This window comes from Arthrobacter sp. Helios (assembly GCF_023167125.1).
Lineage (GTDB): Bacteria > Actinomycetota > Actinomycetes > Actinomycetales > Micrococcaceae > Arthrobacter_B > Arthrobacter_B luteolus.
This window is the reverse complement of the sequence record NZ_CP095402.1, coordinates 1,565,721-1,580,258: the sequence shown is the minus strand read 5'-3', so window position 1 is coordinate 1,580,258 and position 14,538 is coordinate 1,565,721. Positions and strand designations below refer to the sequence as shown.

The following is a 14,538-nucleotide window of genomic DNA, read 5'->3' as shown; positions in this document are numbered from 1 at the left end:
AACATGGAATTTGGTGCGGTACTGCAGTGCAACCCTCCCGCCCAGCGGACCGTGGCACTGGCCAAAAAAGCCGAGGAACACGGGTTCGACTACGTGTGGACCTTCGATTCGCACCTGCTGTGGCAGGAGCCCTACGTGATCTACAGCCAGATCCTGGCTGAAACCCGGTCCATCAAGGTGGGGCCCATGGTCACCAACCCGGCCACCCGGGACTGGACGGTGACGGCATCGATCTACGCAACGCTCAACCAGATGTACGGAAACCGGACCGTGTGCGGGATCGGCCGCGGGGATTCCGCGGTGCGGGTGACCAACGGTGCTCCAACCACACTGAAGACCCTGCGGCAGGCCATCCATGTGATCCGCGAACTCGCGAACTCGCGGCCGGTCGAATACAACGGTGCCACTCTGCAGTTCCCCTGGAGCAAAGGGTCGGAGCTGGAAGTTTGGGTGGCGGCTTACGGTCCGCTGGCGCTGAAGCTGACCGGCGAAGTCGGTGACGGTTTCATCCTTCAGCTTGCCGACGTCGACATCGCCGAATGGATGATCCGCACGGTCCGGCAAGCTGCCGCTGACGCCGGCCGGGACCCGGACAGCATCTCCTTCTGCGTTGCTGCGCCCATGTACATCGGCACGGACCGGGAGCATATGCGCGACCAGTGCCGCTGGTTCGGGGGCATGGTGGGCAACCACGTGGCGGACATCGTCTCCAAATACGGCTCGGATTCCTCCGTGCCGCAGGCGCTCACCGATTACATTTCCGGACGCCAGGGCTACGACTACAACGAACATGGCCGGGCGGGGAACACCCACGCCGACTTTGTGCCGGATGAGATCGTGGACCGGTTCTGCATCCTCGGCACCGCCGAAGAGCACATGGAAAAACTGGAGAAGCTCAAGGCCCTGGGAGTCACCCAGTTCGCCGGGTATCTCCAGCATGACAACAAGGAAGAGACCCTGCGGGTCTACGGTGAGACCGTTATCCCGGCACTGCGCGAGAACGTGGCTGCGAAGGCATGAAAACGGGGGCGCAACCCGTCCGGATGCTGCCCGCCCGGCTCCTGTGGGGGCTGGGCGGGGTGTTGGTCCCTGTCCTGGTATGGGAGCTCTACAAAGCGCTTGGTCCCGCGGAAGGCGTGACCATCGGCGGCGTGCCGCTGCTCCCGCGCACCACGGATCTGGCCATGCCGCATACCTGGACCATGCTTGCCAGGCTGTTCGCCCCGGAATCCTCCGCAGCGGGTGCCGCGCCCATGTGGACCGCGGTGCTGCAGGCAGCTGGCTTCACGCTGGGGATTGCCGGTGCCGGATGGCTGATCGGTGCGGTGGTCGGTCTGGGACTGGCCATGCTGATGCAGCGTTTCCGCAGTGCCAACTCGGCGATGCTTCCCTGGATCATCCTGAGCCAGACGGTGCCCCTGATCGCCATCGCCCCTCTGGTGCGGCGCTGGGGTTCCCAGCTCGAATTCGGACCTTTCGTCTGGGGGAACTGGATGTCGGTGGCGGTGATCGCTGCCTATCTGGCGTTCTTCCCGGTAGCCGTCGGTGCGCTGCGCGGCTTCAGCGCACCGGAGAAGGCCCATGAGGACCTGATGCACACCTACGCGCTGGGCTGGTGGCAGACGTTCCTGCGGCTGAGGCTGCCGGCCAGCGTGCCGTATCTGCTGCCGGCGCTGCGGCTGGCCGCGGCCAGCGCGGTGGTGGGCACCGTGGTGGCTGAGGTGTCGATCGGACTTCGGGGCGGAATCGGCCGCATGATCGTCGAATTCGCAGCAGCTGCCGGAGGGGACCCGGGCAAGCCCTGGGCACCCATTTTTGGCGCCGTGGTGCTCGGCCTGGCCGCGGTGGGATTCGTTGCTTTGATCGGCGTCTTGCTGCGCCGTTACCGCAGAGGGGAACAGGCAGTATGAATGAGGCAACTATCCACCCTCCGGCGGCTGCCGCCGTCGAGGTGGCGGGCGTGGACCGGATCTTCCGGTCAGGCCGGGATGAGGTGCAGGCACTGAGCGGCGTCAGCGTTTCCGTCGCAGCGGGGGAGTTCGTTTCCCTGATCGGGCCCTCGGGCTGCGGCAAGAGCACGCTGATGCGCTTGATCGCGGACCTGGACGCACCCAGCTCCGGAACGATCAGTGTGTTTGGGAAAACCGCCCGGCAGGCCAGGCTGGACCAGGACTACGGCATCGCTTTCCAGCAGGCCGGGCTGCTGCCCTGGCGGAGCGTCCGGGGCAACATCGAACTGCCGCTGCAGACCCACGGCGCCGCGGCGGCTAAGCGCCGGGAGCGTGTTGATGAACTGCTCGCGATGGTGGGCCTCGCTGACTTCGGGGAGCACTATCCGGATCAGCTGTCCGGCGGTATGCAGCAGCGCGTAGCCATCGCCCGGTCACTGGCGGAAAGCCCAAAGCTGCTGCTGATGGATGAGCCGTTCGGGGCGCTGGACGAGATGACCCGGGAGAGGATGCAGAACGAGCTGATCCGGATCTGTGCCGAAACCGGCTGCGCGGTCGTGTTTGTCACCCACTCCATCCCGGAAGCGGTGTTCCTTTCCGACCGGGTGGTGGTGATGTCTCCGCGGCCCGGTCAAATCCGGGACGTCGTCGACATCACCCTGGGTGCCGCCGCCGGCCGCGGCGCCGGGCTGCGGGAGGAGGCCGGGTTCTATGACGCGATCCGGCTGGTACGCGAAGCCCTGCACGGTGCGGAGCCGGCCGCCGTCCGGGGAGCCGAAACCCGATGAGCGGGATCGTCCAGGATCCGCCGGCGGCACCGGGCACCCGGACACCGCAGCGCACCTCCGCAGCGGCTGGAACACGGGGAGTGGCAGGGATCGATCCCGGTCGGCTGTCCGGCCTGGGACGGAACCTGGCAGCGCCGCTGCTGCTGGGGGTGGCCGTGCTCCTGCTGTGGCAGGGGGCCGTCTGGCTGCTGCAGATCGAGCCGTTTATTGTGCCGGGGCCGCTGGCGATCGCCGGGGCGTTCTCCGAAAACCTGGCGAATGTCCTGGGGGCCGCCGCCGTGACCGGGGCGAATGCCGCCGTCGGGCTGCTGGTTGGAGGGCTGCTGGGGGTGGGAGCCGCCGTGGCATCCGCTGCGGTGCCGGCGCTGGACCGTTTGGCGGCTCCGATGGTGGTCGCGCTTTCAGTCATCCCGATCGTGGCCCTGGCACCGGTTCTCTACACGATGTACGGAGCGGATCAGCAGGCCACCCGCCAGATCGTGGCAGGAATTGCGGTGTTCATTCCGGTCTATGTGAACTCGCTGCGCGGTTTCCGGCAGGTAGCTCCCGTGCACCGGGACCTGATGCGGTCCTATGCGGCGGGCAAATGGCAGATCACCCGGAGCGTCACGCTCCCCAGTGCTGTGCCGTACATGTTCACCGGCCTGCGCATCGCTTCCTCACTGGCCGTTGTGTCTGCTCTCATCGCGGAGTATTTCGGCGGGCCGGTGGGCGGGCTGGGCAAGTCCGTCACATCCGCCGCATCCAGCAGCAACTACACCCTTGCCTGGGCCTATGTGGTGGGGGCGGTCCTGCTGGGACTGCTGTTCTACGCGGTGACCGCCGGCCTGGAGAAGTACTTCTCCCGGCACACTGCGCGCACCTGATACACGCTCCATTTCATCCGCATCATCGTCCGCACGAAAAGGGGAATTCCATGAACCGAGAGAACAAACCCGGCCAACGGCTCACCACGGTGGCTGCGGCCATGGCTGTTTCAGCCCTGGTCCTGGCCGGCTGCGGCGGAGGCGGCGGGGACAGCGGTGACAGCGGCGAGGCAGCAGGGGAGCTGACACCGGTGAAGCTCCAGCTGCAGTGGTTCGCGCAGGCCCAGTTTGCGGGCTACTACGCGGCACTGGACCAGGGCTTCTTCGAGGAGGAAGGCCTCGACGTCGAAATCCTGGAGGGCGGTGCGGACATTGTGCCGCAGGATGTCCTGGCCTCCGGCGACGCCGACTACGCCATCTCCTGGGTGCCCAAGGTGCTCGGTTCGATCGAACAGGGCGCGGCTATCACCAACGTCGCCCAGATCTTCGAGCGGAGCGCCACCCTGCAGGTATCCATGGCGGACTCCGGGATCGACAGCCCCGAAGACCTGGCCGGCAAGAAGGTGGGCTCCTGGGGTTACGGCAACGAATGGGAGCTCTTCGCGGGGATGCAGCAGGCCGGCGTCGAAATTGGTGACATCGAGTTGATCCAGCAGGCGTTCGACATGAACGGCTTCCTCGCCGGGGACATCGATGCCGCCCAGGCCATGACCTACAACGAGTACGCGCAGGTGCTGGAGACCGAGAACCCCGAGACGGGGGAGCTCTACCAGCCGGAGGACCTGTCCGTTATCGACTGGAACGAGGAAGGCACCGCCATGCTCCAGGACGCGGTCTGGGCCGATACCCAGCGCCTGGAAGATGACGAGGAGTACCAGGCCACGACCGTCGCCTTTATTAAGGCTGCCATCAAAGGCTGGGCCTACGCGAAGGACAACCCCGAGGAAGCCGCTTCCATTGTGACCGGCGCCGGATCCACGCTTGGACAAAGCCATCAGCTGTGGATGACCAACGAGACGAACAAGCTGATCTGGCCGTCCACGAATGGTGTCGGCAAGATTGACGAGGCCGCCTGGGAACAGACCGTGGAGATAGCTCTGGGGACCAAGAACGAAACAGGTGCCACCATCATCACCGAGGAGCCGCCGGCCTCCGCCTACACCAACGAGTACGTGGAGAAGGCATTGGCGGAGCTGGAGGAAGAGGGCGTGGACACCAAGGGTGCAGACTATGAGCCCATCGAAGTGACGCTCGCGGCCGGGGGTAACTGACCGGTTGTGCGGCAGAACCACTGGAGTCCTGCTTCAACAACTATCCTGCCCGCTGGGAGCCCCTGCGGGCAGGATAGCTGTTAGACGGTTCTGGCGTAGAAGGCGAACAGCTGGCTGAGCGCTGCCTCCACGTAGGCATCGACCCAGTACGTCTCGATGCGGGTTGCACCGTCGATGAGGAACAGGTCCTTATCCTCGGTTCCCGTTGCCTTGGGCAGCGCTTCCTCGCTCAGATAGCGCGTATCGGCTTTGCTGCCCGCGATCATCAGGAGCGGAACATCAATCAGACCCAGCTGGTCTGTCGCATCAAAACTCATTAAATCGAGGAGACTGCTGAGCGTATACCTAGCCGTCGAGCCTGGGCACACATGGCTTTTCCCATAGTATTCGAAACCCTGCCGGTACAAGTCGAACGGGAGTGCGGCGATCTGTTCATCCGTCAGGACAGAATCGCCGGCATACAGCACCTCTCCTGGCTGTCAAGGTTTACGACTGCTGCTCAGCCGCGCCGCTGCGGCCTGCCCCGCGACGAACCACAAGGCGCGACGTTGACGCGCACGCCACCCCCCTTTACGCGACACGAGTGTGAAGACGGAGGCGAGTGGGGCACTTCCCCTGGATTTCTAGAGTGTACGGGGCGTTGCTTTATCACATTGCAGTGGGATAAGTTGTCTTCACATCGCGGCGACGCAGTCACGGTGAGGTTCGCGAACATGGAGGTTCTCGATTGCGCAGATCAGCTCTCATCGGTGTGACACTTGTTGCCGCCGCGTTGCTCCTTGTTCCCGCCGCACCCGCGGTTTCTCTGGCGGGGGAGGCTCCGCGCGTTGGAGGCGTGGAGCGTCTCGACGCCGCCGCGGAGCCAGCCGGTCCGGCGGTGACCGATCTGGGCCCAGCCTCCTCTGTCACTTCGACTAATGCCGCCGAGCAGATCGGATCTGAGATCTGGACGGCCACCTCCGGGGTATCTCCGGTCAGGATCGGAGCGTTCGATGTTGGAACCCGGCAAGTCGAGCGCACCATCGATCTGCCCAGCGGCACCGGTGTCTGGGCGATGGCCCACATCGGCACCGATCTCTATGTGGGAACCTACGAGCCGGGGGACCTTTACCGGATCGACACCCTGACCGGCGGGCTGACGAAGGTGGCGTCCTTCGGGTCGTTTATCTGGTCGTTGGCTGCGTCCCCGGATGGAACCATCGTTGCCGGCACTTATCCCGACGCCGGTGTCCACAGCTACAACCCTGCAACCGGGGAGACCCGGTCCTACGGGACAGTGGCGCCCGGTGAAATGTATGTTCGCAGCATCGCTGTCGACGAGCACACAATTTATGCGGGCATCGGTTCGCGTGCGCAGCTGATTACCGTCGACCGGGAGAGCGGCGAGACAGCCAACGTCCTGCCGGCGGAGTTTGCGGACCGGACGTTCGTGGCGACTCTCGCCCTGGAAGGAAACCAGCTGGCTGCCGGATTCTCGCCGACAGGCACGATGGTGGTCTTCGATACCGACGATTTCAGCGCTGCGCCGCGGGTTGTGCAGCCCCCCACCGGTGATCAATATGTGACGGCGATCAGCCATGATCCGGCCAGCGACGCCATTTTCTTCGGTACGCGGGCGTCAGGCACGCTCTACCGTGTGGCGGGGGGCAGCAGCGTCCCGGAGCCAATGGGTCAGCCCTACGAGGGGGCGTACTTTAACCGGATCCTGTTCGACGGCGGCCAATTGCGCGCGAGCCTGACCAGCCAGATCGTCACCTACGACCGGGCAACCGGGAAGTTCTCCGGCGTCGACCTCGGTCAGGCCGGCCTGCCGCCGGCACCCGAGCTTGCGAACCAGATCGCCGCGACCAATGAAAGCGTCCTGGTCAGCGGCAAGGCCGGGATCCAGGTGCACGATCTCGCGGCCGGCACGAGCAGCCGGCCGTTCCTGCCGGGAGCGGCCAAAACGATGACCCCCGTGGGGGATGAGGTCTATCTGGGCGTCTACACCCTTGCACGCCTCTGGTCCATGAAGCCCGACGGCGCGAATCTCCGGGAACTGGCACAGATTGAGAATGAGCAGACCCGGCCGACGGATGCCTGGTATGACGAAGAGTCCGGCCGCCTGCTGATCTCCACCGAAGCGGACTACGGCAAGCTCGAAGGGGCACTGGCGACGTACGACGTTGCCGCCGAAGAACTGACCGTCAACCGCGGCGTCGTACCGCGGCAGTCGATTCAGTCAGTCGCGGTCGAGGGCGGCATCGCCTACTTGGGCAGCGCCACCCGCAACAGCCTGGGCACAACACCGATTGAGGTGGAGGCAACGGTCTCCCGGGTGGATCTGGCCACGGGAAACGTTCTCGACCAGATCGTTCCAGTGCCTGGTGCGCAGCTGGTGACGGACCTGATGCCCTACGAGGGACATATCTACGGCACGACCGAGACGGGCGACCTGTTCGTTCTTGACGCCAGCGGCCGCGAAGTGATCACCACCACGAAGATCGGCGACGGCGCGGCTACGCTGGTCCGTGCCCGCGGGGGCCTATACGGCACGGACGGCACACGTATCTTCAAGGTCAAGGGAACTGACGAGGTGGAAGTCACCACGGTCCTCGATGGACTGGCCGCACAGACGTTCACCGTCGGGCTGATTGCCGCCTCACCGGACGGCAACACGCTGTACACGATCAAGGAACGAAACCTGATCGCCGTGACTCTGAAGGAGGACGACCCGGTTGCCCCCGAGCCCACGCCAACGCCCGAACCCACTCCCAGCTCTGAGCCCACGGCAGGACCCGGACCAAGTGCGGCACCGACGTCCGAGCCGGCAGTAGAGCCCACTCTCTCGCTGGGAGCGGCCACCGTCGTCGCCGGCGGATCGCTCATGATCAGCGGGACCGGTTTCGCTCCCAATGCCGGCGCCGGCATCGAACTGCACTCCACCCCTGTCACGTTGGCGGCCATAAAGACGGGCGCCGGCGGGGAACTGCGGGCCACGGTGACGATTCCCACCGATACAGCGCCGGGCCGCCACACGATCGTCGTGGAAGACGCGCAAGGCACCAGGGCCTCAGCGGCCATCTCAATCGGCGCCGCGGTGCTGCCTGCCACCGGCGCAGCCGCGGTAACCCCCTGGATGATTGCCGCCGCGCTGACCCTTCTGCTGGCGGGCGGAGTCCTTATTCTCGCCACGCGCCTGCGCCGGCGCCGGGTGTAACCCCCTCCCGGAATGAACTCTTTTTCGATGAAAGGTGAACATGCGAAACGTTTGCGCGGCAGCCGTTACGGCTCCGCCGCTGGTGCTTTCCAAGGACGTGCGTCCGGGCGAGGCCGTCGACCGCATGCGCGGGCATTGGCGCTCACGCATCGAGCGGGTGCTGCCGGACCGGCCGGACATCATCGTGCTCCCGGAGAACTGCGACCGCCCGCACGGCGCTGGATTCCGGGACGCCTGGTACCAGGAATACCTTGAGGCCAGGGGCGATGGCATCCTCGAAATGCTCTCCGAGCTGGCGCGTTCCCACCGTGCTGCCGTGGCCTACCCCGCGCATCGTCGGGATGAGTCCGGACGCTGGTTCAACTCGACTCGGATAATCGACGATCGCGGGGAGGTCGCGGGAACCTACGACAAGGTCTTTTTGACCATCGGGGAGAACGAGGATGACGGACTGGCCTATGGTGACAAACCCGTGGCCGTGGAACTCGGATTCGGCCGGGTCGCCCCGATCATCTGCTTCGACCTGAATTTTGAGGAACTCCTGGCGCAGGTGCGCACACTGGCACCGGACATGGTGCTCTTCAGTTCTGCCTTCCACGGCGGCTACCTGCAGCAGCATTGGGCCTACACACTGGGTGTTCCTTTTGTGGCCTCCGTATACCCACCTGCTCCATCCGGGGTCCTGTCGGCGACCGGGGAGCACCTGGCACGGACCACCAACTACAACGAGGAAGTGACAGTCCGGTTGAACCTGGACGCCGGCCTCATCCACATGGCGTACAACGAGGAGCGGTTCGGCGAGATCAAGCTACGTTATGGGTCACGCGTGCGAATCCACGATCCCGGCCGCATTGGTGTCGTCCTGATTTCATCGGAAGACGAGAATCTCGCGATCGAGGACGTGATGGCGGAATACGGGCTTGAGCGGGTACGGGACTACTTCGATCGAGTGCGCTCCCACCGCACTCAGGCAGTCGCCGTCCGGGTGCCCTAACGGCCGGGGGATAGGGTCCTCCCCGGGTCAGCCGCGCTCCGCAAACATCGCCGAGGCGTTCCCCGAGACAATGGCCCGGACATCGTCCTCGTCGAGGGTGGATGCCGCCAGCTGAAGTGCCGTGGCCTCCGGAGTCTGGATGGGAAAGCCGGACCCGAACACCCAGCGGCCGGGGTCATTGCCTAATCCGTCGGCGACGTGGGTCGGCCCGTTCATGTGCCAGAGGTCAAGCCGGACCTGCCGCGGCACATGGTCTCCGAGGTGCCGTCCGAGCTCCAGCCACTCGGCCAGGTTCAAGCCGCTCAGCAGTACCGGCGTTTCACCGCAGCTCCGGATAACGTCGGCCACCAGATGAAGTTGCGGATCCACTGCGGGAGAAAGCGGATGCCTTACACGAAAGTCGTCGAGCCGGAAAATAAGCTGCAGCGGCAGGTGGTGCTGTTGGCAGGCGTCGAGCACCGGCTGTAACTGTGCCGGCTGGCGTCCGTGGAAGCCTGGGGCGACGCGGATGCCGTGGAACCCGGCCGCTGCCGCCCACTCCAGCTCCGTGTGCCAGGACGGCTGGCCGGGGTCGATGGTCGCAAACAGCCGGAACAGGGGATCGCCTGCGCATGCCGCCAATGCCGCGTCATTGCCCGTCCGTGTGTCGAAACCGAACAGTGACGCCAGATGCGAGACCCAAACAGAGCGGAGTCCGAGCCGGGCGGCATAGGCCCTCAGCCCATCAACGTCGGCCGCGTTGCCCAGGCGGTAGGGCCACTGCCCGAGGAAGCAGCTGGTGTCGGTGGCACCGAGGCCGGCGAAGTTCCGCAGCAGCATCCGTCCACGATCCGTCATACCGCCACCTCGTTGAGCCAGCCCGCCACTGTTGCGCCGAAGATCCGGTGTTCGTCCGCAGGATCGAGGCTCGCGCCGAGTACCTTGCCCACGTTCGCAGCCAGGTCAATGTGGTGCAGGTCCGAACCGAACACCACGCGGTCGGCACCCAGCCGGCGGACGGCCAATTCCACTTCGCCGGCGCCGATGATCGTCCCCGAGGTGTCTACGGCCACGTTCGGCACATCCCGGACCGTATTCATGGCCGACTCAGCCTGCCCGCCCAGGTGCGCCATAAGGAACCGGACGCCGGGGTGACGCCGTGCAGCTGCGGCAATGTTTTCGGCGGTGGATTCGTAGGGGTATTGCTCGACCGTCTTCTTCCACGCGTGGGCCAGCACGATAAGCCGGTGCTCAGCGGCGTACTCGAGGATAGGGTCACACAACGGGTCGTCGGCGAGAGTCGCGATCCAGAGTTTGATGCCGATCATCCCCTCACCCTCAACATTGCGGCGGAGGTCTTCGAGGCTCTGCGCACCGAAGCGCGGGTTCACGTAGCAGTACCCGCGCAGCCGATCCGGGTAGCGGCGCAACTCGCCGGCGAGGCACTCGTTCATCGCACGCACCTCGTCCTGCCCGGGGTGCGGCTGGAAGGCGCCGAGATTGCTGCAGAGATACAGGCCGATTCCCAGGCGGTCGCCGAGATTGAAGACGGCGGGGTCGAAGCGGCCGTCGTCGAGGTGGGTGTGGGCATCTATACCGATCATGAGATCCCCATTTCGTGCAGGGCGGTGCCGACCCGTTGCAGGGTTTCGTTGATGTCGAGATCCGTGTGCGCGGCGTTAACGTAGACAACGCGGTAGAAAGAGAGGCCGTTCCGGAACGCCGCGCGGAAAAACTCCTGGACGAGTGCCTCATCGCCCGTGAACTGAGGGCAGGCAGGATGTCCCACGAGACGGATATCCATCCGTGCCTCTGCGAAGAGGGCGTTCATGCTATCCCGAAGCCGGGCGCCGGAGACGTGGAGCCGCTCGAGGATCGGCTCGTCGCGCATGGCTGTCATGGTGGCGGTAGCAGCTGCCAGCGACAGCGTCTCCCCACCGTGGGTGCTTGTGACCACTACTTCTCCGCGGTCGAGAACCGACAATACGTCCCGGCGTCCACAATAGACCGACAGCGGCATTCCATTGGCGATACCTTTGCCGAAGACCGACAGGTCCGGAATGACTCCCGTGGTCTCCGCGATCCCGCCGAGCGCTATCCGGAAGCCGGTCACTATCTCGTCGTAGGCGAGCAGCGCGCCGTGCCGGGTGGTGAGTTCGCGCAGATAGCGGTAGAACCCAGCGGCATCCGGAATCGACGGATAGTCCGCCGCAACCAGCACGACAGCAATGTCGGCGCCGTAGGCGTCAAACAGCCGGATCAGCTCATCGCGGTCATCCCAGTCCACCGCGTGGTGCAGTGCGGCGAGGGCTGCCGGCACACCGGGAATGGCATCGGCAGCTGCCCCTGGCAGGACACGTGCTCCCGGGGCCAGGGAATTGAGCCAGCCGTTGTAACCGATCTGCACGACGTGGTCACGTCCGGTGTGTGCGCGGGCAACACGGACGACGGCGGCGAGGGCCTCACCGCCTGTCTTCAGGAAGCGCGCGGCTTCGGCGCTCGTCACGAGGGAGCAGAAGAGCTCGGCGGTAGTTGTCTCCAGCGGGTGCGGATGACCAAACAGGATGCCGTCATCGAGCTGGGCACGAATCGCGGCGTCGACCCGCGGATCGCGGTAGCCGAGCGTAACCGGGCCGAGGGCGCACCGAAAGTCGATGAACTCCCGGCCGCGATCGTCCCTGACACGGCATCCGCTGCCCGCGACGATGACCTCGGGCTCCTCCGGGAGCAGGGTCGGTGCCTTCGAATTTGTGCTGGACCCAACGGGCATGACAGCGAGTGCACGCTCTCGCCACCCGCGAAGCTTGACGGGGGTGCTCATATCTGGCCTCTCTGCCGTATGGAGATGCTGCGAAACTGGTGCGGTGCGATCCGCGGTTCAGAGCCGCGCCGCGCCCTCCGTGGCGCAGACGGGCTTGTCATGCGGGAGCGGGACTATGGATGGCACCCGCATTCCCTCGACGCCGTAGATCTCGACCGAGTGACGCTGGAAAGCGTGAATGACGGCACCGTGCGCCGCAGCCTCGGCGCCGAGCCGCGCCCCGGCGATCGGAACTTGGAACGGCAGATCGATGTACCGGGGGAGTGCCTCCCGAAGCGGAGCGAGCAGCTGCTCGTGAGCTTCGGAAAGCCCGCCGCCAATAACGATCATGGCCGGGTCAACGGTCATGGTTAGCATGGCGATGCCGTGAGCGAGCTCGTCGATGAAGGCGTCCAGCTCGGTCTGTGCCTGTCCATCGCCCGCCAGAGCGAGGGCGAAAACCTCGGCTGCAGTTGGCGCTGTGCGCCAGAGGATCTGGCCCGTCGAGGTTCTCAGGCCGCGGAATGCCAAGCGGCCAATGTCGCCGGCGGCGTTGTGGACGCCTCGGCGCGGCCGCCCCCCGAGGATCAGCCCCATTGCGATCCGGTTCCCGACGGACAGATAGATCACGTCTTCGACCAACTGCGCTACCCCGAGGTGGTGCTCGGCAACGGCGGCCAGCCGCACTCCGTTGTCAACGGACACAGGGCGACCGAACGTGTGCCGCAGCTGCGCGCCGATGTCGATGCCGGACCACTCCGGGATCACGACGGACGTAGTCACGAATCCTGCGTCATCCACGATTCCAGGGAGCGAGACACCGATCGCCCGGACGCGGGAGGGGGGTATCGCAGCGGTTGCGAGCGTCGCGCGGATTCCGTCTGCGACAGCGGCAAGCTTTGCGACACCGTCGAAGTGCGCCGAGACCCCGTCATATGTCTGCTGCGAAACGACGTCGCCGCCCCGGTCGGCCACGATCACGCGAATGCTCGCGACGCCGATATCAACGCCGACGACCACTCCGGCGTCCGTGCGAAATGCATACTGCCGAGCGGGGCGCCCGGCGGCCCCGCTGGTCACGACAGGGCTCTCGGCTACAAGACCAGACTCGATCAGAACGCTGATCGCGTTTTCCACTGACGTACGTGAGAGCTCCAGGCAACGGGACAGCTCATTGACCGTCGCCGGCGCCGCGTCACGCAGATGCAGTGCGACACGCGCTGCAATGGGTGGCTGAATCGCCTCCACCTACTTCACCATCCTCTGGGCTCGTTATGCGAATCAAAATACCATAGTGCGTGCGGATAAAGCTGTTCCTGCAGCATGCCTTATTTAGAGGGCGAATAAATTGCCCCTTGACGGATTATCACATGAGCGTGGCATAATGACGCCCGAATAGCTTTCCGCAAACGCAAAGGAGCATTATGCGCGTCAGCAAGTCCATCGCCATCACCGCCGCAGGCATCGCCACCGCGATGATATTGGGCGGATGTTCGGCCGGAAACAGCAGCAATCCACAAGAGCAGGACATCATGGTCTGGCTCTACCCAGTCATCGCCGATGAGGCCGAGAACAAGGCGTTCTGGGACTCGACGGTCGAAGCGTTCGAGAAAGAGAACGAGGGCATCAACGTCTCGTACGAGATTTTCCCCTGGGCGAATCGCGACGAGGCGCTGCAGACTTCGATCGCAGCCGGTAAGGGACCGGATCTTGTGTACCTGATCCCCGATCAGCTGCCCGCCTACCAGCGGTCAATCGCCCCCCTCAACGACCTGCTCAGCGAAGAGCGGCAGAAGGACCTGCTTCCCAACGTCAAGGCATCTGTGACGATCGACGGCGACATTCTGGGCGTGCCGGTGCTGACAAGCGCGACGCCGCTGCTATGCAACGCCGCGGCGTTCGAGGCGGCCGGTGTTACCGAGTACCCGGAGACGTGGGACGACGTTCGCGACATGGCGCCGGCCTTCGCAGAGAAGGGTATGTACGCGCTGAACTACCCGGGCTCGACTGAAGTCGGACTTAACCTCAGCTTCTACCCGCTGCTGTGGCAGGCAGGCGGGGAAGTGTACGACGAGGACGGTGCCGTGGCCTTCGACAGCCCGGAGGCGGAGGACGCACTGACGTTCCTGTCGGACCTCGTCGAGGCCAAGGCTCTCGACCCGGAGGCAATCACCACCAACGCGCCGGTTGAACAGACGGCGGTGGGCCAGGGCAAGACCGGCTGCACCTACAGCAACACTGTGGTCGATATCGAGCCGTTCTGGGGAGCCGAGAACATTGTGGTGCTTCCGGCGCTCAAGAAGGAGACCTCCATCGCCTACGGCACTGTGGGTTCGCTGGCAGTGCTCAAGGACTCCGAGGCCCCGGAGGCAGCAGCCAAGTTCGCCGAGTACGCAACCGGCGCCGAGGCGATTGAGCCCTACCTCAAGACTTCAGGATTCTTCTCGGCACTGAGCACGACCGAGCCGCTCTACGCGGACGATCCACTGCTCGGCGAGGTGGAGAAATATGTGCCTGACACGACGGTCGGTGAGCTTGCTCCGAGTTCGCGGGCGATCATCGGTGTTCTCTCTCCTGAGATCCAAGCGGTACTGCTCGGCCAAAAGTCGCCTGCCGAAGCGCTGAAGACCGCAGCGGATGCCGCGGCCCCGCTGATCAAGTAAGGATCGACGAACGGATGCGGAAGGTGCCCAAGACGCGCCTTCCGCATCCATCCAGACGGTGGAGTGATGTGGGGATGATGACAATGGGG

13 protein-coding genes are annotated in these 14,538 nt (G+C 64.9%); 8 read left to right on the top strand and 5 right to left on the bottom strand.

The window, feature by feature from the left end; translation table 11 throughout:
• Positions 1 to 3: 3 nt before the first annotated feature.
• The 5 genes from ArtHe_RS07020 to ArtHe_RS07000 are packed head-to-tail and all read left to right on the top strand — an operon-like array spanning position 4 to position 4,814.
• The gene (locus tag ArtHe_RS07020) at positions 4 to 1,020 is read left to right on the top strand and encodes a TIGR03842 family LLM class F420-dependent oxidoreductase (RefSeq protein WP_248319357.1); all 1,017 of its coding nucleotides are present in this window, start codon (positions 4 to 6) and stop codon (positions 1,018 to 1,020) included.
• On the top strand, positions 1,017 to 1,910 hold the full coding sequence (locus ArtHe_RS07015) for an ABC transporter permease subunit (RefSeq protein ID WP_248319355.1): 894 nt from the start codon (positions 1,017 to 1,019) through the stop codon (positions 1,908 to 1,910). Before ArtHe_RS07020 ends, ArtHe_RS07015 begins: the two co-directional genes overlap by 4 nt.
• Positions 1,907 to 2,737 (top strand): ABC transporter ATP-binding protein, encoded by an 831-nt coding sequence (locus ArtHe_RS07010; RefSeq protein WP_248319353.1) that lies wholly within the window; start codon positions 1,907 to 1,909, stop codon positions 2,735 to 2,737. The genes ArtHe_RS07015 and ArtHe_RS07010 overlap by 4 nt, the downstream gene beginning before the upstream one ends.
• Positions 2,734 to 3,603: an ABC transporter permease subunit gene (locus tag ArtHe_RS07005; protein ID WP_248319351.1), complete on the top strand. Its 870-nt coding sequence runs from the start codon at positions 2,734 to 2,736 to the stop codon at positions 3,601 to 3,603. Before ArtHe_RS07010 ends, ArtHe_RS07005 begins: the two co-directional genes overlap by 4 nt.
• A gap of 50 nt (positions 3,604 to 3,653) precedes the next feature.
• Positions 3,654 to 4,814 (top strand): ABC transporter substrate-binding protein, encoded by a 1,161-nt coding sequence (locus tag ArtHe_RS07000; protein ID WP_248319349.1) that lies wholly within the window; start codon positions 3,654 to 3,656, stop codon positions 4,812 to 4,814.
• 80 nt (positions 4,815 to 4,894) lie between these two features.
• On the opposite strand, the gene ArtHe_RS06995 is transcribed toward ArtHe_RS07000, so the two are convergent.
• Positions 4,895 to 5,131, bottom strand: a complete 237-nt coding sequence (locus ArtHe_RS06995; protein ID WP_205054112.1) for a hypothetical protein — start codon at positions 5,129 to 5,131, stop codon at positions 4,895 to 4,897.
• Positions 5,132 to 5,541: 410 nt separating this feature from the next.
• On the opposite strand from ArtHe_RS06995, the gene ArtHe_RS06990 reads away from it, so the two are divergent.
• Together ArtHe_RS06990 and ArtHe_RS06985 are read left to right on the top strand one after the other, a co-directional pair.
• Positions 5,542 to 8,013, top strand: coding sequence for an LPXTG cell wall anchor domain-containing protein (locus ArtHe_RS06990; RefSeq protein ID WP_248319347.1), 2,472 nt, complete (start codon positions 5,542 to 5,544; stop codon positions 8,011 to 8,013).
• A gap of 40 nt (positions 8,014 to 8,053) precedes the next feature.
• Positions 8,054 to 9,007, top strand: coding sequence for a carbon-nitrogen hydrolase family protein (locus tag ArtHe_RS06985; protein WP_066297478.1), 954 nt, complete (start codon positions 8,054 to 8,056; stop codon positions 9,005 to 9,007).
• Between the two features lie 27 nt (positions 9,008 to 9,034).
• On the opposite strand, the gene ArtHe_RS06980 is transcribed toward ArtHe_RS06985, so the two are convergent.
• From ArtHe_RS06980 to ArtHe_RS06965, 4 genes are read right to left on the bottom strand one after another with little or no spacing between them, the layout of a single operon-like run.
• Positions 9,035 to 9,844: an amidohydrolase family protein gene (locus ArtHe_RS06980; RefSeq protein ID WP_151723943.1), complete on the bottom strand. Its 810-nt coding sequence runs from the start codon at positions 9,842 to 9,844 to the stop codon at positions 9,035 to 9,037.
• Complete coding sequence (locus tag ArtHe_RS06975; protein ID WP_248319345.1) at positions 9,841 to 10,590, bottom strand: amidohydrolase family protein; 750 nt, start codon at positions 10,588 to 10,590, stop codon at positions 9,841 to 9,843. The genes ArtHe_RS06980 and ArtHe_RS06975 overlap by 4 nt, the downstream gene beginning before the upstream one ends.
• Positions 10,587 to 11,807, bottom strand: a complete 1,221-nt coding sequence (locus ArtHe_RS06970) for an aminotransferase class III-fold pyridoxal phosphate-dependent enzyme (RefSeq protein ID WP_083521457.1) — start codon at positions 11,805 to 11,807, stop codon at positions 10,587 to 10,589. The genes ArtHe_RS06975 and ArtHe_RS06970 overlap by 4 nt, the downstream gene beginning before the upstream one ends.
• A 57-nt stretch (positions 11,808 to 11,864) precedes the next feature.
• Positions 11,865 to 13,034 (bottom strand): ROK family transcriptional regulator, encoded by a 1,170-nt coding sequence (locus ArtHe_RS06965; protein ID WP_066297491.1) that lies wholly within the window; start codon positions 13,032 to 13,034, stop codon positions 11,865 to 11,867.
• 176 nt (positions 13,035 to 13,210) lie between these two features.
• On the opposite strand from ArtHe_RS06965, the gene ArtHe_RS06960 reads away from it, so the two are divergent.
• Positions 13,211 to 14,449, top strand: coding sequence for a sugar ABC transporter substrate-binding protein (locus ArtHe_RS06960; protein ID WP_066297493.1), 1,239 nt, complete (start codon positions 13,211 to 13,213; stop codon positions 14,447 to 14,449).
• The last annotated feature ends 89 nt before the right edge of the window (positions 14,450 to 14,538 follow it).